Genomic DNA, 19,483 nt, shown 5'->3' with positions numbered 1-19,483 from the left:
CGGTCACGCATTACTCACCCGTTCGCCACTCTCACCACCAGCAAGCTGGTGGATCCCGTTCGACTTGCATGTGTTAAGCACGCCGCCAGCGTTCATCCTGAGCCAGAATCGAACCCTCCACAAAAAACTTCATGAAAGAGCACCGAAAGATGACTCCAAAAAAAGAAAAAGACGAGACGATTCCTTAAGGAAGGAACCACTCTCACAAAAACCTCGTCCCGTTTCAACCAACCAAGGACCCGGCCACACAGGCCAGGCACGAGACAAGCTGGCAATCATTGACTATAAAGAAGTAGTACAAACACGCTCTTGAGTTCTCAAACCACCACCACACCAGCAGGCAGCCAACCAACCACAGGAAGGAAGCCCGCCGCGCTGAGCGGCAACAGATGAATAACCTACACGAACCCAAAACCAAACGCAAATCAGGCATACGAGAATACGCCGAAAACGTTGCAACGCCGGCGTTCCATCGGCGTGTCGAAAATCAGCACAATCACGCCTTAAAGACCACAATACGCTGTATTTCCACGCCGATAAGGACCAACATTGAACGCCACACCGGCGTGTCGCGTTAATTCACTCCATGTTCAGAAAGTCAGACGCATTTGATGCCAGACCACATTGCCATGCGTGGAACCAGAAATGCCTTCATCCCGGTAGCCGAATCGTGCATAGAAACCAACCAGACGATCCTTGCAGGTCAGCACCAACCCACGGCGCCCACGTGCACGCGAATCCTCAATCACCTGCTGCATGAGCAAGCTGGCATACCCATGGTGCTGATAGAGCGGCGCAGTATCCACGCCGAAAATCATCTGCCATTGGCCATGCGGATCGTGCTGCGTGGCATCGTCATACATGTCGTCGGTCAGATCAGCACGGTTCGTGGCGAAGCCATTAATAAACGAGGCGATGTGATTGCCCTCAGTCAATAGCCAAAAACATTCCGGATATGACTGCAACCGCGCCTGAATCGACTCCCTGCTTGCCGCCTCAGCCGCCGGGAAGCATTGCGCTTCAATCAAAGCCAATGCATCGAGGTCAGCGAGCGTAGCGTGCCGAATCGTCCAGGTTTGCAGTGCAGTCATATCCGGATTTCCTTTCTTATCTGTGTCTCTCCCTCAGTCAGCTAACGCTGACAGCTCCCTCATCAGAGGGAGCCGATTGGTCCCTCGCCTTCAAACAGCCCAGCAGGCTGTTTGCTTCACAGCTCGGTCCCATCAGAGGGAGTCGTGAGAGCGGAAGCAATCAGATGACGTGGTATTCCTTCAAGAGGGTGGCGATGTCGGTGTCGTCAAGCTTCTTCAGTACCTTGCCAAGCACTGCCTTCTCTATGAAGTTCAGCTTCATATCCGTCACCGGTTTGCCATCACGCAGCTTGACGGTGGCATTGAGTAGGTTGCGCACGTCGTAGACGCTGCCCCACACTTCAGGCACGCCACGATCCACATCAAGCAGGGTGTACACCGCTTCCATACCGGTGCGCATCGAGTACTCGGTGGTGAAGATTGTGTCGCGCGGGGTTTCGGCGAACTGGCCGAGGAATGCGAAGTTCACAGCACCATCCGGCACTACATCCGGGCGGTCGCCGGCTGCACGAGGCATGAAGAATGCCGTGATGTATGGCATCATCACCGGAACCGTGTTCGCATGGTTCTTGGCGAGCGCTTCGATCTTGTCGGTCGGCACGCCCATGTGGTAGAGCCATTCCTCGCAGATTTCCTCACCGGTGCATTCGGTCATCGGCTTCTTCACATAGTTGCCGGGCTTGTCTGGGAACAGGCCATAGACCCATACGCACAGCTGGTCCTTGGGCTGGTCGCGGAACTGCTGCTGACGGTTCAGGGTCCAGCTCAACAGCCAATTGGAGTCGGTGACGGTCACGATACCGCCGGTGACCACGTGACCGGTGAATGGGTCGCGCTTGCAGATCTTCTGAATGTACGGCGGAATCTCTTTGTCAAGCGTGGTGACGGTGGCGCTCATCCACTTGGTGGCTTGCGGGTCGGAGCAGAACTTGTCCGGATGACCGAAGCTCGGATCCTGCTTGGCAATGTTGCGCCACATGTCCCAACCGCCGCCCGGCTTCAGATCCGGGTTCCATGCGGCCGGCGAGTTCTGGGAGCCCATGGTGGAGTTCTCCACACAGCCACCATTGGTGATGAACACCAGATCGTCCGCGGTCAAATCAATCGAGGACTTCTCCCCCTCGTGATCGATATCCAAGCGCACCGCGAGCTTCTTAGTGGGCGAGTTGTACGGATTGCGCTTGAAGACACCGGAAGTGGCCTGAATCTTCAGGATCGTATCCTGTCCGACGCCAGTATGTTCGCGCTTGGGCCCGTCGCCACCGCCGATGGCGAATTCCACGTTCTCCACCTTGGTGTTGTACTGGAATTGCACGCCGTGGCTTTCCAGATACTTGACCATCGGCAGAATCATCGACTCGTACTGGTTGTAGCGGGTGAAGCGCAGCGCCGAGAAATCAGGCAGACCGCCGATGTGGTGGATGTAGCGCTTGATGTACAGCTTCATTTCCAGTGCGGAATGCCAGTTTTCGAAGGCGAACATCGTGCGCCAGTACAGCCAGAAGTTGGAGTTCAGTACCTCATCGTCGAAGAAGTCGGTGATGGGCTTGTCGTAGAGCTCTTCATCCGGGGTGAAGAACAGCTTCATAATCTCCTGTGAAGCCTTGTCGCTCAAACCGAATTTGCCTTGGAAACCTGCATCTTTGCCCAAATCCTTGGTGGCGCGGCACAGGGAATAGTTCGGGTCTTCCTTGTTGAGCCAATAGTATTCGTCGAGCACGCTCACGCCCTCGGTTTCAATCGAGGGAATCGAGCGGAACAGGTCCCACATGACTTCGAAATGATTGTCCATTTCGCGTCCGCCTCGCATCACATAGCCGAGGCCGGGAATGTCCGCGCCATCGCAGGCGCCGCCCGGTACCGGATCCTTTTCGAGGATATGAATGTGGTCGCCCGGCATCTGGCCGTCGCGCACAAGGTAGCAGGCCGCGGACAGCGCGGCGAGACCGGTGCCAATAATGTAGGCGTTCTTATGATCGACTCCGGTCGTCTTCTTTGGGCGAGCGAAGGCTTCATAGTTACCGTTGGAATAGTACATAGCACTCCTCCTTTGGAGAGAATGTTGACATTGCGTCAACCCTTTGACAGACATCTTGTCGCATTATTCGCCGCTTTGCCATAGGCAGACTTCGGCGTTGTGTGGGGTTACCGCGTACGCGGCAGTCGGATATACCGTCAGATACGCAGTCAGATATTGCCGCGCACGTGCTGATCCGCCCACGATTGGGAATGCGTGAACGTTGCCGGATCGGAGCTCACATTGCCATGCGGATCATCCAACGCATCGATGGCGGCCAGTTCGGCGGGCGTCAAATCAAAGCTTGCACTGGCCAAGTTCTGGCGCATACGCTCCACATGCTTCGACTTCGGAATGATGATGCGACCCTCCTGCGTATGCCAACGCAGCACCACTTCGGCAGGAGTCACACCATGCGCCTGCGCCGCGGCGACCACCGGCGCGGATTCAATATCCTTGCCATGGCCCAGCGGACTGTATGCTTCGGCCACAATGCCATGCTCAGCGCAGAACTTCAGATTGCCCGGCTGGCTGAAGCGCGGATGCACTTCGATCTGATTGACCGCCGGAGCTTCACCGGAATCATCGATAATCGCGCGCAGATGCTCAGGCAGGAAATTGCTGACTGCCGGCACGCGAATCGCACCCTCATCGCGAAGCTTCAGCAGCGCGCGCCAGGTTTCCTTATAGAAACCGGCGGCTGGGAATGGCCAGTGAATCAGATACATGTCGATGACATCGACCTTCAGCTTCTTGCGGGACTCCTCGAACGCCACCATTGCCGAATCATAGCCCTGATCGCAATTGCGCAGTTTGGTAGTCACCCACACTTTGCCGGCCATACCAGTGGCTTCAAGCGCATCGCCCACCTGCGCTTCGTTATAGTAGGCGGCTGCGGTATCGATGTGACGATAGCCGATTTCCAAAGCTTCCTCGACCGCGCGCTGCGTGTCCTCGGGCGGGATCTGGAAAGTACCGAATCCAATCTGCGGAATAACCGACTTGGCGTTGTCGTGCAATGTAATCGATGGTGATTCAAGCTGTTCGCTCATAAGTACCGCTCCCTTTCAGGACGATTCGATTTCCTCGCCCATTGTAGGTTCGTTGCAGCAGCACATACGAGGTTTCTCTCGATTAACGCGCCGGATGGTGAATCAAATCACGTTCGATCCAGGCCATGACCAGATTTGCAAGCCGATCAGTCTCTTCTTCGGTAAGCGCACGCCCGCGCGGAATATGATGCCACTTTTCGATGCAGCCGCGGCAGCAGGTTGCCGTGGCATGCTGCGCAGTGAATACCGGGTGACCGCGCCACGGCGTTTGTTTGCCATCGTTCTTGGGCTCGGCGGCACCGACGCGATCGTGCAGCATCTCATGGGCATGCCGGTTGATGACCGCCTTGCCTTTGGTGCGAGCATACGCGCGATCCTTATCCGAGAGCACGAACTTGGTTCGAAATTGCGAGTGGGATAGCCGCTCCAATGTTGCCGCTATCCAGCGTTGTTCGGTTTGTTCAGTTTGTTTGTTCTGCTCGGCTTGTTCGTGCCGCTCGAATCGATCAGTCTCTTCGTCTTCTGCGTTGGCCACAGTTCGGTATGGTAGTCCTTCTTATGGCTCTCTTAATCAGCTTTGCGGACAGCTTCGCCGGCAGCTCCCCTCACAGAGGGGAGCCAAATGGGGTGTTAGGCGGCGGGTAGGCAGCTGGGGCCGAAAAGGATTTTGATTTCGGCGAAGAGCGACGTATCACGCTTCACGCGGAATCGGTCGCCAAACGTCAGCACTTGAGCATTGCCTTTCTCATCCATCACCGCGAGATGCACTTCGCTGTATCCGGGATGATTGGCGAGTACTTCGCCCAAGCGAGCCATACGGTCACGTTCAAGTGCCACCGTGGGCAGCGTAATGACCAGCGGGCGTTCATCCTCCGCCTCCAGCGATGGCACCTGCATTTCGGTGGCTCTGAGGGATACGGTTTCGTCGCGCAGCTCCACCTGTCCGCGAATCTGCACCACAGCATCCACGGCGAGCTCGGCCGCGGCAGCTTCGTAGACTTTGCCGAAGAACATGCATTGGATGGAGCTTTCCATATCTTCGATGGTCACGATGGCCCAAGGATTGCCCTTCTTGGAAACGCGGCGATCCACACCGGTCACCAAGCCGGCGAGCGTGACCTGCTGGCCTTCCGGCATGGTCTTGGCGCGGTCGATCAGATGCGCAATCGACATCTCCCTCAGGCTCGCCAACACAGACTGCATGCCGGAAAGCGGATGATCGGACACATACAGGCCCAGCATTTCGCGCTCGAAGTTGAGTTTGGTTTTCTTATCCCATTCCTCAACATCCGGCACGGTAACGGACGCGTCGCCCATGGCCTCGGCTCCCCCGTCCTCGTCATCGGAGAACAGATCGAACTGGCCTTCGGCCTGCTTGCGTTTCAGGCTCACCACCGAATCGATGGCAGCCTCGTGCACGGTGAATAGGGCGCGACGGTTCGGGTCGATGGAGTCGAACGCACCGGCCTTGATCAGGGATTCCACCAGTCTGCGGTTCAGTGCGGTCAGCGGCACGCGGCGAATGAAGTCCATGAAGTTCACGAACTTGCCGCGTGGTCCCTCGCGTTCGGCGATAATGTCCGCCACGGCCTTGTCGCCAACGTTGCGGATGGCGCCCAAGCCGAAACGCACCACGTCGCCGACTGCGGAGTATTCATACACCGATTCGTTCACATCCGGGGAGAGCACCTGGATGCCCATGCGGCGCGCTTCGCCAAGGTACAAAGCGGTTTTATCTTTGTTCGTGGCAGCGCCCTGCAGCAAAGCGGCCATGAACTCAACCGGGTAATGGGTCTTAAGGTATGCGGTCCAGTAGGAAATCAGACCGTAGGCGGCGGAGTGCGCCTTGTTGAACGCGTAGCCGGAGAACGGGACCAGAATATCCCACACCGCGTTCGCGGCTTCCTCGGAGTAGCCGTGTTCCTTCATACCGGCGAAGAACGGCACCTTCTCCTTGGCCAGCACTTCAGGCTTCTTCTTACCCATGGCTCGACGCAGCACGTCTGCCTTGCCCAGCGAATAGCCGGCGAGAATACGTGCCGCGGACTGCACCTGCTCCTGGTAGATGATCAGACCGTAGGTCTCGTCGAGCACCTGCTTCAACGGTTCCTCAAGCTCGGGGTGAATCGGCGTGATTTTCTGCAAACCGTTCTTGCGCTTCGCGTAATTGGTGTGCGAATCCATGGACATTGGGCCCGGACGGTACAGGGCGATCAATGCGGAAATATCGTTGAAGTTATCCGGCTTCAACGTTTTGAGCAGGGAACGCATGCCGTCGGAATCGAGCTGGAACACGCCAAGCGTATCGCCGCGTGAAAGTAGTTCGTAGGTGGGCTTGTCGTCCAGAGGAATCTTCGTATAGTCGATGGGCGGTTTGCCGTTCGCCTCGATGTTTCTGAGGGTGTCGTGGATCACCGTCAAGTTGGAAAGTCCAAGGAAATCCATCTTGACGAGGCCCAGCGTTTCACACGTATGGTATTCGAACGTGGTGGTGATCGTGCCATCGGTACGTTCCAGCAGCGGGCTCGTATCGGTGATCGGCGCACTACCCATGATGGTGGCGCATGCGTGCACACCGGTCTGGCGAATCAGGCCTTCAATACCCTTGGCCTCCTCCGTGATGCGGCGGGCATCCGGATCGGATTCGTACAGTTCGCGGAACTCGCGGGCCTCCGCATAACGCTTCGCCGTGGGGTCGAAAATGTCGTGCAGGCTGATGTCCTTGCCGCCAGTGGCCGCCGGCGGCAGTGCCTTGGTGACCTTCTCGCCTACCGAGAACTCGTAGCCCATGATGCGGGCGGAATCCTTCAGCGCTTGCTTGGTCTTGATCGTGCCATAGATCACGCACTGGGCGACCTTGTCGGTGCCGTACTTTTCACCGCAGTATTCGATGACGCGGCCGCGGCCCTCCGGGTCGAAGTCCACATCGATATCCGGCAGGGAGACACGCTCGGGGTTCAGGAACCTCTCGAAAATCAGACCATGCTTCAGCGGGTCAAGTTCGGTGATGCCCATTGCGTAGGCCACCATGGCGCCTGCAGCCGAGCCACGGCCCGGCCCCACCATAATGCCGTGGTCCTTCGCCCACTGGATGTAATCGGCCACCACGAGGAAGTAGCCGCAGAACTGCATCTGGCAGATCACGCCGCACTCATAATCAGCCTGCTTCAGCACTTCAAGCGGCGGATTGCCGTCATAACGCTTCTCCAGACCTTCCTCGACCTTCTTCAAGAACAAGGAGGTCTCATCCCAGCCCTCGGGGCAAGGGAACTTCGGCATGAACGCGCCGTCTTCGTGATCGTCGAACATCACGTTGCAGCGTTCGGCGATTCTGAGCGTGTTGTCGCACGCCTCGGGAAGCTCCTTGAACAGGGTGCGCATCTCCTCGGCGGTTTTGATGTAGTACCCGGTGCCGTCGAATTTGAATCGGTCCGGATCGTCCAGGCGCGAACCCGAATTGATGCAGAGCATCGCGTCCTGTGCGCCCGCATCCTCGGCATGGACGTAGTGCGAATCATTCGTTGCCAGAATCGGAGCGTTGAGTTTCTTCGCAATGGTGAGCAGATCTTTGGTCACCTGTGTTTCGATGGACAGCCCGTGATCCATCAGTTCAATAAAGAAGTTATCCCGGCCGAAAATGTCCTGGAATTCGCCGGCTGCGCGCATGGCCTCATCGAACTGGCCCAAGCGCAGTCGCGTCTGGATAATGCCGGAGGGGCAACCGGACGAGGCAATCACACCCTTGGAGTAGGTGGCTAGCACTTCTTTATCCATACGCGGGTAGCGCATCACGCGGCCTTCAAGATTGGCCACCGAGGAGGCCTTGATGAGGTTCACCAAGCCTTCGTCGTTTTCCGCCCACATGGTCATGTGCGTAATGAGACCGCCGCCGGACACGTCGTCGCGGCGCTGGGCCTCGGTGCCCCAGTGTACGCGGGACTTATCCTGACGTGCCGTTTCCGGGGTCACATAGGCTTCAATGCCGATGATGGGCTTGACGCCGTTGGAGACGCAGTTGGTGTACATCTCGTACGCGCCGTGCATGTTGCCGTGATCGGTGATGCCGATGGCCGGCATACCCAGTTCCGCGGCGCGTTTTGCCAGTACTGGAATCTTCGACGCACCATCCAACAAGGAATAGTGCGTGTGGTTGTGCAGATGTACGAAGTTCCCCATATCAGCCATGCGTTCCACCATACCGCACGCTCTACTCAGTACGATTCGTCCCCTGCACCATTACTGGCTGCTGGGTTCCTAACACTGGCTGAAGGATTCCTAACGTTGACTGACGGTTTTCCAACGTTTTTCGTTAGAAAACCGTCAGTCAACGTTAGAAAACCGTCAGTCTGGACAAGCCACAGGAAAATCACCGCACAACCTGCAGAACTACAGCTATGGTCCGCAGTTATGGGCGGCAGTTATGATCCGCAACGAGACCCGCAACCCGCGCAATGAGACTCAGGAACACTCAGGAAAGAAGAGCGTCCTCGGTATTACGAGTATCCTCGGCATGGCGGGCGCGCATCACATCGAGCGCCTGCGCCAAATCAGACGGATAGTGGGATTCAACCGTGGTCCACATACGGGTGCGCGGATGACGAAACTCGAGTTTCATGGCATGCAACCATTGACGCTCCAAGCCAAGCGCCGCAGAAAGCACCGGGTTCGCCCCATACATCGGGTCGCCACACAATGGATGCCCAATCGAAGAGAAATGCACACGGATCTGATGGGTTCGACCGGTCTCCAAGTTCACGGAAACCAGCGTAGCCTCATGGCCAAAACGCTCCATCACATCCCAATGCGTTACAGCAGGTTTGCCGGCAGGGGTCACGCAAAAACGGAAGTCGGAAACCTTGGCGCGTCCAATCGGCGCCTCTATCGTGGCCTTGTTCTGCTTCAGCGACCCCTGCACCAACGCATGGTAGGTTTTCTTCACCTCATGCTCGGCGAACTGGCGTCGCATTTCGGTATACGCAAGGTCGGATTTGCATACGAGCATCAGTCCGGAAGTGCCCACGTCCAAACGGGATACGATACCCTCGCGACCCGCAGCACCGAGCGCAGTGATATGTACGCCGCGATCGCGCAGCGAGCCCAACACCGTGGGTCCTGTCCAACCGACCGAAGCGTGCGCCGCCACGCCCACCGGTTTGTCGACCACCACAACATCGTCGTCTTCATAGACGACTGCCATGTCGTTGGCGATGGGTTCAGGTTCCGTGTGCTCTTCGACCAAATCAAATTCGACGGTCTCCCCCGCTGCCAAGGTGCTCGAACGAGCCACCTCGCGGCCGAGCACGCGCGCCTGACCGGAATCAATCAGATCCGCGGCTTTGGAGCGGGAGATGCCGAGCATTTTCGCTACGGCCACATCGAATCGTTTGCCGATGAGCGCATCAGGAGCAGGAACCATGCGATTCATTACTCAGCGTCCACCTTTGTTCCGTCTGCTGTTTCGTCTGCCGAACCAGCATTGTTCGCACGCTCAAGATCCTTCTGAGAGAACGGCTCGTTCAGCAGAATCAGTATCACGATGATTACACCGGCTACCACAAGGTAAACGTCTGCCACATTGCCCACGGACCATCCGTAGTTCAGGAAGTCCACAACCTTACCGTTGAGGAAACCATCGGCATAGATAACACGGTCGATGAGGTTGCCGAACGCGCCGGCAAAAGCAAGCGCGAGCACGGTAGTCCACTTGGTGGAAATCGTGCGGATGCCGCCATACAGCAGCGCACAGCAGGCAACAATAGCGAGCAGGCTAATCACCCATGTGGCACCGGAACCCATGCCAAGCGAGGCACCAGGGTTACGCACCAGTGTGAGGGAGAGCAGACCGGGGATAATACGGATGGTCTGCCCATCGGAAAGCGCCGACAACGCCCAGAACTTGGTGAACTGGTCGATGATCAGCGCCACTGCAGCTACACATGCAAAGACGGCCACGCGAATGCGCAGCCGTCCCTGTTGGTTCGTCATACGACTTGACCTACCTACGCTCAGTTAGCCTTGGACGAGGTCTGGTCTTCGTAGTTGTTCGATTCGGAAACCTGTGCGGCGAGCTGGCCGAGGAAGTCGGTCAGGCGTGCACGGTACTCGGTCTCGAACTGCTTGAGGCTCTGGATGTTGCCTTCGATGACCTTGGACTGGTTCTGCAGGTTATCGCGCACCTGCTGTGCGTAGGTATCGGCGGCGGAACGAGTCTGCTTGTCGTATTCCGCTGCACGACGCTGCACTTCTGCCTCGTACTCATCAGCATCAGCGTGCTGGGTCTTGGAGTAGTTGTCGGCATCGGAACGAGTCTTCTCGGAGTAGGCGTCCGCGTCGGAACGGGTGTTCTTGGAGTAGACGTCGGCATCGGAGTGCACGCGATCACGGTAGGCGTCAGCCTCGGAACGAGTGCGGTCGGAATAGGTGTTTGCCTTGGTGACCAGATCGTTGTACTTGGCCTGGCTTGCCTCGGTGATTTCCTTGGCCTTGGTCTTGCCCTTCTCAACGTACTGATCGTGCAGCTGCATAGCCAGGGTCAGCATGGCGGTGGCGCGCTCAGGTTCGCTGCCCGGCATGGAAGCGGCGCCTGCAATCTTCTGCAGGGAACCGGTTTCCGTGTTCGGCTCGACCTTGGCGACCTGGGCACGAAGCTGGTTTTCGCGCTGCTTGGCTTCTTCGAGCTGACGAGCGAGATCCTGCAGCTGAGCGGCCTGCTGCTGTGCCACGGCACCCTGCTTCTGGGCTGCGGCAAGCTGACGGGAAAGCTCTTCGTTGGCTGCACGGAACTGATCGCGCTCCTTCTGGATGGCGGCAATCTGCTGGCCAACGGCCTCCTGGTTGCCGGAAGCCTGAGCAGCCTGAGCGGTCAGCTGATCGATCTGAGCGTTGAGCTGATCAACCTGTCCCTTCAGCTGATCATTCTGTGCGGCAAGCGCACGGTTAGATTCCTCGGCTTCGCTGAGCTTGGCCTGAGCCACCTGAGCAGCCTGGTCGCCAGCGGCGGATGCCTGCTGGTTCTGGGCGGCAGCGTTCTTCAGCTCATTGTTCTCAGCCTGAAGCTGCTGCACCTGACCGGTCAACTCAGAAATCTTGGCATTCAGGTTGGTCACATCGGGACCCAGAGCCTGCGTTGCCTGACCGCCGGCCACTGCCTGACGGCCCAGAGCCTCTACGGTCTCCGTGACCTGATCGAGGAAGTCGTCAACCTCGTCGACATCGTAGCCTTCCTTGAATCGCACGGTTTGGAAGGTGTGCTCCCTAATATCCTTCGGCGTCAACAGAGCCATAAATATTGCACCTCGCTTTGGGGCTTTGCCCTCGCTTACGTTGGTATCAAGTATTGACTTTATCACGACCCCATCGTTTCATGATGGTTTTGTGCCGATTTTCAAGGCGCGACATGCCGTAAGCGGCATAAAAAATGGTGAATTATGGTCTCACTCAATTTAGAAGACTACGTAAATCAGACTTTCCAATGCTACCAACGCGAAATACAGCACCAGGAAACTCACGTCCAAACTGATGCCTCCGAGTGGCAGAGGGCGAATATACTGGCGCAACCACCTGAGCGGAGGCTCGGTGACCGAATACACGAGATCGATCAGCTGGGCAATGAAACCGCGCGGATACCAGTTGCGTGCCAACAAGGACACCCAGTCAAGGATCATACGGATAAACAACACAGTGATATACGCGTTAATCAGCCATGCAAGAATACGGCCGATCAGCGCAACAATAAAGGACAGCATGGAGCAAGCCTAACAATGAGTAGTGAACAGTTTACTGGAAGCTCAATGACAGTTGAATGACAATTGGCCGACTCCCTAAAGGAAATCGGCCAATGTGTCTCTGTCTGTATTTGGTCTGTATTTGGTCTGTATTTGGTCTGTATCTGTGTCTTAGCTGTGTCCTAGCGCACTTCAGGAGTGTCAGCGGCTCAGTCGGAGAACAGATCGCGGGCGGAGGCAGCGCTGGTGGGTTCCTCAACCTTGATGTTCACCTGTGCTGGGCTCAGCAGGAACACACGCGGGGTGACTCGCTCAAGCGAACCGCGAACGCCGAATACCACGCCCGCGGAGAAGTCCACAATGCGATACGCCACGGCTTCTGAGACTCCGGTCAGGTTCAACACCACCGGCACACCGTCGCGCAAGGCTCGTCCAACCAGCTGTGCATCCTCATAGGACTTGGGGTGAATCGTGGTGATACGGTTCACGCGGCTGCTGGCTTGGAACGGTGTGGTCTTGGACGCCGGTGCCGGTGTGGTGGTGCTGGTCTGCGCCATCGGGGTCACCGTGTGATCGGAGTCGAATGAGGACTTCGGTTGCGGCTTTTGCGGCTCTTCCTCCTCCTCGACAAAATCATCGTCGTCATCAGCCACATCACTCATGCCCAGATAGGACATCGCGTTCTTCATGAACCCAGCCATGGTTCAATCCTTTCAGCGCAGGAAATCGGGGATGTCGAGATCGCCCGCGGGGTCGTTCAAAGCAATGGTCGGATGTTCGGAGGTCGAATCGTCGAACGGCAGCGAAGCGGAATCGCCAGTGCCCGGCGTGAATGCCGGCTGCGTGGTGGCAGGTGTCACCGGAGCGGCAGGCTGCACGGGAGCGGACTGTACAGGGACAGACTGCACCGGAGCGGCCGGAGCGGTCTGCGGCTTGGCGCTTTGCGCGGGAACAACCGGGGTCACTACGCTGGCGTCATCGGCATCCTGAGAGGATACGTGGTCAAAGCCAGCAGCGATAACGGTCACGCGCACTTCGTCGCCGTAGGCGTCGTCCAGTGCAAGACCCCAAATGATCTGGGCTTCCGGATGGATGGCCTTGCGCACCAGTTCGGTCGCCGCCGAAGCTTCCTGCAGCTTCAGGTCGGTCGGGCCGGCGATGTTGATCAGTGCACCGTGGGCACCCTCGATGCTCTCCTCCAGCAGCGGCGAGCTGATAGCGATTTCAGCGGCCTGGGTGGCGCGATCCTCGCCCCGTGCGGAACCGATGCCGAACAGTGCGGTGCCGGCTCCACGCAGGATGGAGTTCACGTCGGAGAAGTCCACGTGAATGTACGAGTTCATGGAAATCAGATCGGTGATGCCCTGCACGCCTGCCAGCAGTGCGGTATCAGCGGTCTTGAACGCTTCAATGATGCCGATGGAACGATCGGAGAGCTCCAGCAGTCGGTCATTCGGGATGACGATCAGCGCATCGACTTCCTTACGAAGGTTCTCGATGCCGTAGTCTGCGGATGCGGAACGCTGCGGACCTTCGAAGCTGAACGGACGAGTCACCACGGCGATGGTCAGCGCGCCCTGCTGGTGAGCGGCACGTGCCACGATCGGGCTGGCACCGGTACCGGTACCACCGCCTTCACCACAGGTAACGAACACCATGTCGGCGCCCTTCAGGGACTCTTCGATATCCGACTGGTGATCCTGGGCGGCTTTGGCTCCACGCTCGGGGTCAGCGCCGGCGCCAAGACCTCGACTGGTTTTATCCGACAGCGAGATCTTGACGTCAGCGTCGGAACGCAACAAATCCTTGGCATCGGTATTCACCGCCACGAATTCAACGTTCTGCAATCCTTCGGCGATCATACGGTTAACGGCATTGCCGCCGGCTCCGCCTACGCCGACGACCTTGATGTTGGTCTTGTCGTTGAACTCAGTCTGGGCGATCTCGCTCACGTTTGGCTCCTGTCACTTCACGGTTACACCCAAGAGTAGCGCAACTGGGCTACTCTTGGAGTCAATTCGCACATGGAATAGTGCGTGTTGTGCAATATTTTTTAATAACTGGCGTCCATCGGGTCATCTCCGAAGAGCGCTTCGCGTTCTTCATGCGATGTTGTGCGCGATTCAAGCCATCCATAGGGCAGATGAACCTTCTTGGCGAAACGCACACGGCCACGTGGTTTGTCGATGATTCGTTCAGGGTATTCGACGGTTGGATCAAGGCGGCCAATCTCACGATCGACATCGGCCAGACTCTCGCATTCCATAAAGGCTTTTCTTGTGGATCCGCCCACAGGGAAACCCTTTAAGTACCAGGCGATATGTTTGCGCAGATCATGAACGGCCATCATCTCATCGCCCTCATAGAACTGGGTGAGCAGCTCCGCATGGCGGCGAATGACCGTGCACACTTCGCCGAGATTCGGATTCAGACGTTCCGGATTTCCGGCAAACGCGTTCTTGATGTTGGCGAACAACCATGGACGCCCCTGGCATCCACGGCCGATGGCCACACCATCGCAGCCGGTTTGCTGCACCATGGCCAAGGCATCTTCGGCACCCCAGATATCGCCATTGCCGAATACCGGAATGTCGAGATGTTCCTTCAGTTCGCCGATACGCGACCAATCGGAATGGCCGCCGTAATACTCGGCAGTGGTACGGGCATGCAGGGTTACGGCCTTGCAGCCCTCCTCCTGAGCGATATGGCCGGCTTCCAAGAAGGTCTCGTGCTCATGGTCAATGCCGACGCGAATCTTGGCGGTTACCGGAATGCCCGCCGGCTCGCATACGGCGACCACGCGAGCAATCAGGTCGCTGAAGATGTCCGTCTTCCACGGCAAGGCCGAGCCGCCTCCGCGACGGGTGACCTTGGGCACCGGGCATCCGAAATTCAAATCCACATGATCGGCCATGCCTTCATCCACCACGATTTTGGCAGCCTGCTCGGTAATGGATGGGTTGACGCCGTAGAGCTGCAGCGAACGGATCTTCTCGCTGGGTGCAAAATGGCACAAACGCAACGCTTTGGGATTGCGGGCCACCAGAGCTCGGGCGGTGATCATCTCCGCCACGTAGAGGCCGTCCGGCCCGTATTCCTCGCAGATCACACGGAACGGCCAGTTGGTCACTCCTGCCATGGGCGAGAGCACTACTGGCGTGGGCACGGTGATGTTGCCGAGTTTAACGGGGGCGATATGCACCGGTTCGACCGTATGGGCCGGCGCGTCCGTGCGCGGGTCGAGGTTATCGGTCTCGTGCGGTGCGGCAATCACGGTTTCGGGGGTTTCTGTCACGTTGCTCCACCATAGTTTGGCTCCCCTCATGGAGGGGAGCCAGAATCGATATCTTCTGTACCTGACGAGGTGCCTGACGATCAGTACAGGCCGCCGGCTTCCTGGATACCGGAGGCCGGCCAGGGCTCACCGCCCATTTCAACCGGCTTGAGCGGTACGCGGGTGCGCTTTTCGCTGATGCGGGCGGCGACATAATCAGCCACCTTGTCGAGGGCGACGCGCTCCTGGGTCATCGTGTCACGCTCGCGGATGGTCACGGCATGATCTTCGAGGGTGTCGAAGTCCACGGTGATGCACAGCGGGGTGCCGATCTCATCCTGACGACGGTAGCGGCGGCCGATGGCGCCGGACTCGTCGTAGTCGATCATCCACTCGTTGAAGCGCAGGTCGGCGGCCAGGTTGTGGGCCACTTCCTGCAGCTCCGGCTTCTTGGACAGCGGCAGCACCGCAGCCTTAATCGGAGCCAGACGCGGGTCAAGACGCAGCACGGTGCGCTTGTCGACGCCACCCTTGGTGTTCGGGGCCTCGTCCACGTCGTAGGCATCCACGAGGAAGCACATGAGGGAGCGGGTCAGGCCTGCAGCAGGCTCGATGACGTACGGCACGTACTTCTCGCCAGTGGCCTGATTGAAGTAGCTCAAATCCTCACCGGAGTGCTTGGCGTGAGCGGACAGGTCGAAGTCAGTACGGTTGGCGATGCCTTCGAGCTCGCCCCAATCGGAACCCTGGAAACCGAACTTGTATTCGATGTCCACGGTGCGCTTGGAGTAGTGGGCCAGCTTCTCCTTCGGATGCTCGTAGTGGCGCAGGTTCTCCGGCTTGACACCAAGGTCGAGATACCACTGGGTACGAGCATCAATCCAGTACTGGTGCCATTCCTCATCGGTGCCCGGCTTGACGAAGAATTCCATCTCCATCTGCTCGAACTCACGGGTACGGAAGATGAAGTTGCCCGGGGTGATTTCGTTACGGAAGGACTTACCCATGTTCGCAATACCGAACGGCGGCTTGGAACGGGAGGAGGTCATGACGTTCTTGAAGTCCACGAAAATGCCCTGAGCGGTTTCAGGACGCAGGTAGTGCAGGCTGTTCTCGTCTTCGACCGGGCCGAGATGCGTACGCAGCATCATGTTGAAGTCGCGCGGTTCGGTCCACTCGCCACGGGTGCCGCAGTTCGGGCAGACGATGTCCTTCATGCCGTTCTCCGGCATCTTGTCGCCGTGCTTTTCGGCGTAGGACTCCTCAAGCTTATCGGCACGGTTGCGCTTGTGGCAGTTCAGGCACTCGACGAGCGGATCGTTGAACACGCTCACGTGACCGGAAGCCACCCACACCTCGGGAGGCAGGATGATGGACGTATCCACGCCGACCACGTCGGGACGGGTGACGACCATGGAACGCCACCATTCACGCTTGATGTTGTCTTTCAGAGCAACGCCGAGGGGACCGTAATCCCATGCGGAACGAGTGCCGCCGTAGATTTCGCCGGCCGGGAACACGAAGCCGCGACGCTTAGCAAGGGAAACGACTTCATCGAGTTTTGATTGAGCCACAATGCACCTTCTGGTTTGAACGGTTTGGGGATTTACTTACAACCGCTTCAGAATAGCGGCACTCCCCTACATCCCCATATATGCGATAGGTATGGAGCATCCGGGGAGTATCGAACCTCAGCGGCAAGGGCGCGTCAGCGGCTCCCATGGTTCAAGCTCGACCGGCTCGGACTGGGCGATGGCCAGTGTTGACTCGTCAAGCATGTCCTTGCGGATGATGAGTTCGGTCACGAACTGGTCGAACCAAGCGTCGGAGGCCACATAGTAGCCATCCTTGCCGTTATCCTTACCCCAGCTGTTTTCAATCTTCCAACGGTTCGGCTTACCGTTCTCATCCAGGTTCACACCGGTGAGCGTCATGGCGTGATTGCTCGGGCGGTCACCATATTCAAGGCCGTCTGCCTTATCAAAGGTGAATTCGGTGCCAAACAGCTGATCGACGCGCACGGTACCGCGATCGAAGACGCCTTCGCCTCGCAGTGCGAACTGCATGCAATCGCAGGCGAACCAGATCGGGTGGCCGGCTGCGATTTGATCGACTGCGGCCTTCTTGAACACATCCAGCGGCACGTTAACGAATTCCATATCGCCGGCTTCAATCACATTCGCCGTGTAGCGAATGCGGTAGCGCTTGCCAAACGGCGTGCGCGCCATCGGAGCATTGGAAATGGTGACGAAATCGTTCACATCCACCGGCACGTACTTCTTGTAGAACTCGAGCGGCGTAATGCCGGTTTCGCGAATCTGCTTGCGCTCGTCCTTGCCGGATTCCGGCTTCGGCTGTTCGGACTTCTCGTTCTTATCTGACTTGTCGCCGTCCTTGTCATCGTCGTCATCCTTGACTCGCGCCAGGAAATCGAATGTTGCCGGCGGCTCTCCCAATGCGATGGCGCAGATGCGGTACACCGTAGCCATGTCCTCACGCTTGACCTCGCGCAGCGTCTCCACCGATTCGCCGGCGGTATGGCGGCGGCGCAGTTCGGCGGCAAATTCACGCAGTTTGGTGTTGAGGTACTGCTTAAAAGCATCCGAGTCACGCGAATTGGCGGACTCCGGGTAAGCGGACTTCGGCACCAGACCATATTTATTGACCAAAGCGGCGAACATCTGCCACCAGCCGCCATCATCGGAAGGGCCATCGTTGATGATTTCGAAGATACGTGAGTCAGTGGGTTCATCCAACGTTTCCAACACATGCTCAAGATAGGTGTTGGACTTCTCGATGGCATCCCAGAAGAACAGATAAGTTTCCGAGAATTCGAAATCCTCAAGATTCCAGTGATGCATCAGTTCATAGCGCAGCGTGTTGAGCGAGGCGAACATCCAGCAGCGGCCTGAGCGCTCCTGGTTGGTGATGGACCCCTGCTTCAGTTCGATGGAGAAGTCACGAGGCAGATTGCGCAGACCCTGGTAATCGGTGGCTGCGGCAAGCACACCGTTGGAGACTGCGGCATTGGCAGCCACCAGATTGGCTCGATCGTCATTGAAGGCGCGCGAGTATTCCTTGAGCTGATTGAGATCGACAGCAGACTGATTGGACATCATTCCTCCCGTGCATTGGGAATTCACACAAACGAGCTTCATCCTACACTTGTGCCACAGCAGAAGGCGCCTTAATACCACGTGCATGGGCGACGCGCCAGAGCAATCGTATAAAAATCAACGATTCTGTTCGAATTTGTAAAGAAATTGTCCGTATCGGCGCATAGCGTCAAGCGTGTAATGCAGGGGAACCCGCGTCAACGGCGGGTTGAGACTGGCGTAAAGCCTGACCCTTAGAACCTGTTGGTTAAGACCATCGTAGGGAGCAGTGATATGAGCGACGATTCGCACGTACATTGTTGTGCAACCACCCATCCATCAGACGATTTGGAGCCTTTGCGCGAAGCCATAGCGCAAGCGGTGCGTGACGTTAAAGAAAAGACGCCGCTGGCGCAGTCGTTCACCAATTTCGTCACCATCAATCTTGTGGCCAACGCTCAGCTCGCCGCCGGCGGCACTGCAGCCATGAGTTTTCTGCCGGATGACGTGATCGAAACCGCGAAAATCGCCGGCGCAAATTACATCAACGTGGGTACGCTGCTGCCGTTCTACAAGGATGCGTTGCCAGCCATCGCCCAACGGCTGAACTATCTCGGCAAACTGTGGGTGCTCGACCCTGTGGCTGCCGGCATCGGCAAGACCCGCACCGCAATTCTGCAATCCTTCAAAGCCGCTCCCCCAACGGTGATTCGCGCCAACGCCTCCGAAGTCATCGCCCTGGCCAACATGTGGGGACTGCTTGATGCGGATAACGCGAGCCGCCCGGTCGGCGTGGAATCCGTGGATGAAGTGGATGCTGCCGTGGAGCCGGCGAAGCAGCTGGCTCAGTTCCTCGCTGCTTCGGCGCCAAATCAGCAGGCCGCAGTTGCCGTGTCCGGCAAGGTCGATTTGGTGACCGATGGCGAACATGTATATCGACTGCCCGGCGGCAGCGCATTGATGGCCAAAATCACCGGTGCAGGCTGCTCGCTCGGCGGCGTGACCGCTACGTACCTCGCCGTTGCCGAACCGCTGGTGGCAGCGCTGGCTGCCTCACTGCTGTATGACCGTGCTGCCGAAGTGGCCGAAGCCGAAGCCAAGGGGCCGGGTTCTTTCCAAGTGGCGTTCCTTGACGCGCTGTGGAATGTGACGGCCGAGCAGGTGGCCGGCAGCGACATTGTGACGCAGTAGCCGGTGCCTCTTAGCGCTCCTTAACGCGGACTGAAGGCT

General features: G+C 57.8%; 15 protein-coding genes, 1 rRNA gene and 1 riboswitch. Of the genes, 1 reads left to right on the top strand and 15 read right to left on the bottom strand.

What is annotated here, in order from left to right; genetic code table 11:
- From JS530_RS04665 to JS530_RS04595, 15 genes are all read right to left on the bottom strand, one after another.
- Positions 1-124 (bottom strand): 16S ribosomal RNA (locus tag JS530_RS04665); the annotation flags it as partial.
- A 466-nt stretch (positions 125-590) separates the two neighbouring features.
- The gene (locus JS530_RS04660; protein ID WP_214376020.1) at positions 591-1,091 is read right to left on the bottom strand and encodes a GNAT family N-acetyltransferase; all 501 of its coding nucleotides are present in this window, start codon (positions 1,089-1,091) and stop codon (positions 591-593) included.
- Positions 1,092-1,251: 160 nt separating this feature from the next.
- Positions 1,252-3,129 (bottom strand): oleate hydratase, encoded by a 1,878-nt coding sequence (locus tag JS530_RS04655; RefSeq protein ID WP_214376019.1) that lies wholly within the window; start codon positions 3,127-3,129, stop codon positions 1,252-1,254.
- Between the two features lie 149 nt (positions 3,130-3,278).
- Positions 3,279-4,160, bottom strand: a complete 882-nt coding sequence (locus JS530_RS04650; RefSeq protein ID WP_214376018.1) for an aldo/keto reductase — start codon at positions 4,158-4,160, stop codon at positions 3,279-3,281.
- 82 nt (positions 4,161-4,242) lie between these two features.
- Positions 4,243-4,602 carry a DUF4186 domain-containing protein gene (locus tag JS530_RS04645; protein ID WP_342590055.1) on the bottom strand — a complete coding sequence of 120 codons (360 nt, stop codon included), beginning with the start codon at positions 4,600-4,602 and terminating at the stop codon, positions 4,243-4,245.
- A gap of 188 nt (positions 4,603-4,790) precedes the next feature.
- Complete coding sequence (dnaE, locus tag JS530_RS04640) at positions 4,791-8,345, bottom strand: DNA polymerase III subunit alpha (RefSeq protein ID WP_214376016.1); 3,555 nt, start codon at positions 8,343-8,345, stop codon at positions 4,791-4,793.
- Between the two features lie 283 nt (positions 8,346-8,628).
- Complete coding sequence (locus JS530_RS04635; protein ID WP_214376015.1) at positions 8,629-9,585, bottom strand: RluA family pseudouridine synthase; 957 nt, start codon at positions 9,583-9,585, stop codon at positions 8,629-8,631.
- Entirely contained in the window at positions 9,585-10,145 is a 561-nt protein-coding gene (locus tag JS530_RS04630) for a signal peptidase II (RefSeq protein ID WP_214376014.1), read from the bottom strand. Before JS530_RS04630 ends, JS530_RS04635 begins: the two co-directional genes overlap by 1 nt.
- A 20-nt stretch (positions 10,146-10,165) precedes the next feature.
- Complete coding sequence (locus tag JS530_RS04625; RefSeq protein ID WP_214376013.1) at positions 10,166-11,443, bottom strand: DivIVA domain-containing protein; 1,278 nt, start codon at positions 11,441-11,443, stop codon at positions 10,166-10,168.
- Between the two features lie 159 nt (positions 11,444-11,602).
- Entirely contained in the window at positions 11,603-11,905 is a 303-nt protein-coding gene (locus JS530_RS04620) for a YggT family protein (RefSeq protein WP_214376012.1), read from the bottom strand.
- A gap of 188 nt (positions 11,906-12,093) precedes the next feature.
- Entirely contained in the window at positions 12,094-12,585 is a 492-nt protein-coding gene (locus JS530_RS04615; RefSeq protein WP_214376011.1) for a cell division protein SepF, read from the bottom strand.
- Between the two features lie 12 nt (positions 12,586-12,597).
- On the bottom strand, positions 12,598-13,836 hold the full coding sequence (ftsZ, locus tag JS530_RS04610; RefSeq protein WP_214376010.1) for a cell division protein FtsZ: 1,239 nt from the start codon (positions 13,834-13,836) through the stop codon (positions 12,598-12,600).
- 101 nt (positions 13,837-13,937) lie between these two features.
- Positions 13,938-15,209, bottom strand: coding sequence for a tRNA dihydrouridine synthase DusB (dusB, locus tag JS530_RS04605; protein WP_214376009.1), 1,272 nt, complete (start codon positions 15,207-15,209; stop codon positions 13,938-13,940).
- Positions 15,210-15,259: 50 nt separating this feature from the next.
- Positions 15,260-16,732 (bottom strand): glycine--tRNA ligase, encoded by a 1,473-nt coding sequence (locus tag JS530_RS04600; RefSeq protein ID WP_214376008.1) that lies wholly within the window; start codon positions 16,730-16,732, stop codon positions 15,260-15,262.
- 117 nt (positions 16,733-16,849) lie between these two features.
- Positions 16,850-18,277, bottom strand: a complete 1,428-nt coding sequence (locus JS530_RS04595; RefSeq protein ID WP_214376007.1) for a C1 family peptidase — start codon at positions 18,275-18,277, stop codon at positions 16,850-16,852.
- A 171-nt stretch (positions 18,278-18,448) separates the two neighbouring features.
- A riboswitch (TPP riboswitch) is annotated at positions 18,449-18,556 on the top strand.
- Here JS530_RS04595 and thiM point away from each other — a divergent pair.
- Positions 18,548-19,444: a hydroxyethylthiazole kinase gene (thiM, locus tag JS530_RS04590; protein WP_214376006.1), complete on the top strand. Its 897-nt coding sequence runs from the start codon at positions 18,548-18,550 to the stop codon at positions 19,442-19,444. (Overlaps the previous riboswitch by 9 nt.)
- Positions 19,445-19,483: the final 39 nt, after the last annotated feature.

The organism is Bifidobacterium colobi, assembly GCF_018555455.1.
GTDB classification, from domain to species: domain Bacteria; phylum Actinomycetota; class Actinomycetes; order Actinomycetales; family Bifidobacteriaceae; genus Bifidobacterium; species Bifidobacterium colobi.
The sequence above is the reverse complement of the archived record's forward strand: the minus strand, read 5'-3'. Positions and strand labels throughout refer to the sequence as shown.

Excerpts from the sequence above, each read along its gene's own strand:
- JS530_RS04660 (WP_214376020.1), bottom strand. The coding sequence starts at position 1,091 with ATGACTGCACTGCAAACCTGGACGATTCGGCACGCTACGCTCGCTGAC.
- JS530_RS04655 (WP_214376019.1), bottom strand. The coding sequence starts at position 3,129 with ATGTACTATTCCAACGGTAACTATGAAGCCTTCGCTCGCCCAAAGAAG.
- JS530_RS04625 (WP_214376013.1), bottom strand. The coding sequence starts at position 11,443 with ATGGCTCTGTTGACGCCGAAGGATATTAGGGAGCACACCTTCCAAACC.
- JS530_RS04595 (WP_214376007.1), bottom strand. The coding sequence starts at position 18,277 with ATGATGTCCAATCAGTCTGCTGTCGATCTCAATCAGCTCAAGGAATAC.
- JS530_RS04635 (WP_214376015.1), bottom strand. The coding sequence starts at position 9,585 with ATGAATCGCATGGTTCCTGCTCCTGATGCGCTCATCGGCAAACGATTC.
- JS530_RS04620 (WP_214376012.1), bottom strand. The coding sequence starts at position 11,905 with ATGCTGTCCTTTATTGTTGCGCTGATCGGCCGTATTCTTGCATGGCTG.
- JS530_RS04615 (WP_214376011.1), bottom strand. The coding sequence starts at position 12,585 with ATGGCTGGGTTCATGAAGAACGCGATGTCCTATCTGGGCATGAGTGAT.
- dnaE (WP_214376016.1), bottom strand. The coding sequence starts at position 8,345 with ATGGCTGATATGGGGAACTTCGTACATCTGCACAACCACACGCACTAT.
- JS530_RS04650 (WP_214376018.1), bottom strand. The coding sequence starts at position 4,160 with ATGAGCGAACAGCTTGAATCACCATCGATTACATTGCACGACAACGCC.
- thiM (WP_214376006.1), top strand. The coding sequence starts at position 18,548 with ATGAGCGACGATTCGCACGTACATTGTTGTGCAACCACCCATCCATCA.
- JS530_RS04630 (WP_214376014.1), bottom strand. The coding sequence starts at position 10,145 with ATGACGAACCAACAGGGACGGCTGCGCATTCGCGTGGCCGTCTTTGCA.
- dusB (WP_214376009.1), bottom strand. The coding sequence starts at position 15,209 with ATGAGGGGAGCCAAACTATGGTGGAGCAACGTGACAGAAACCCCCGAA.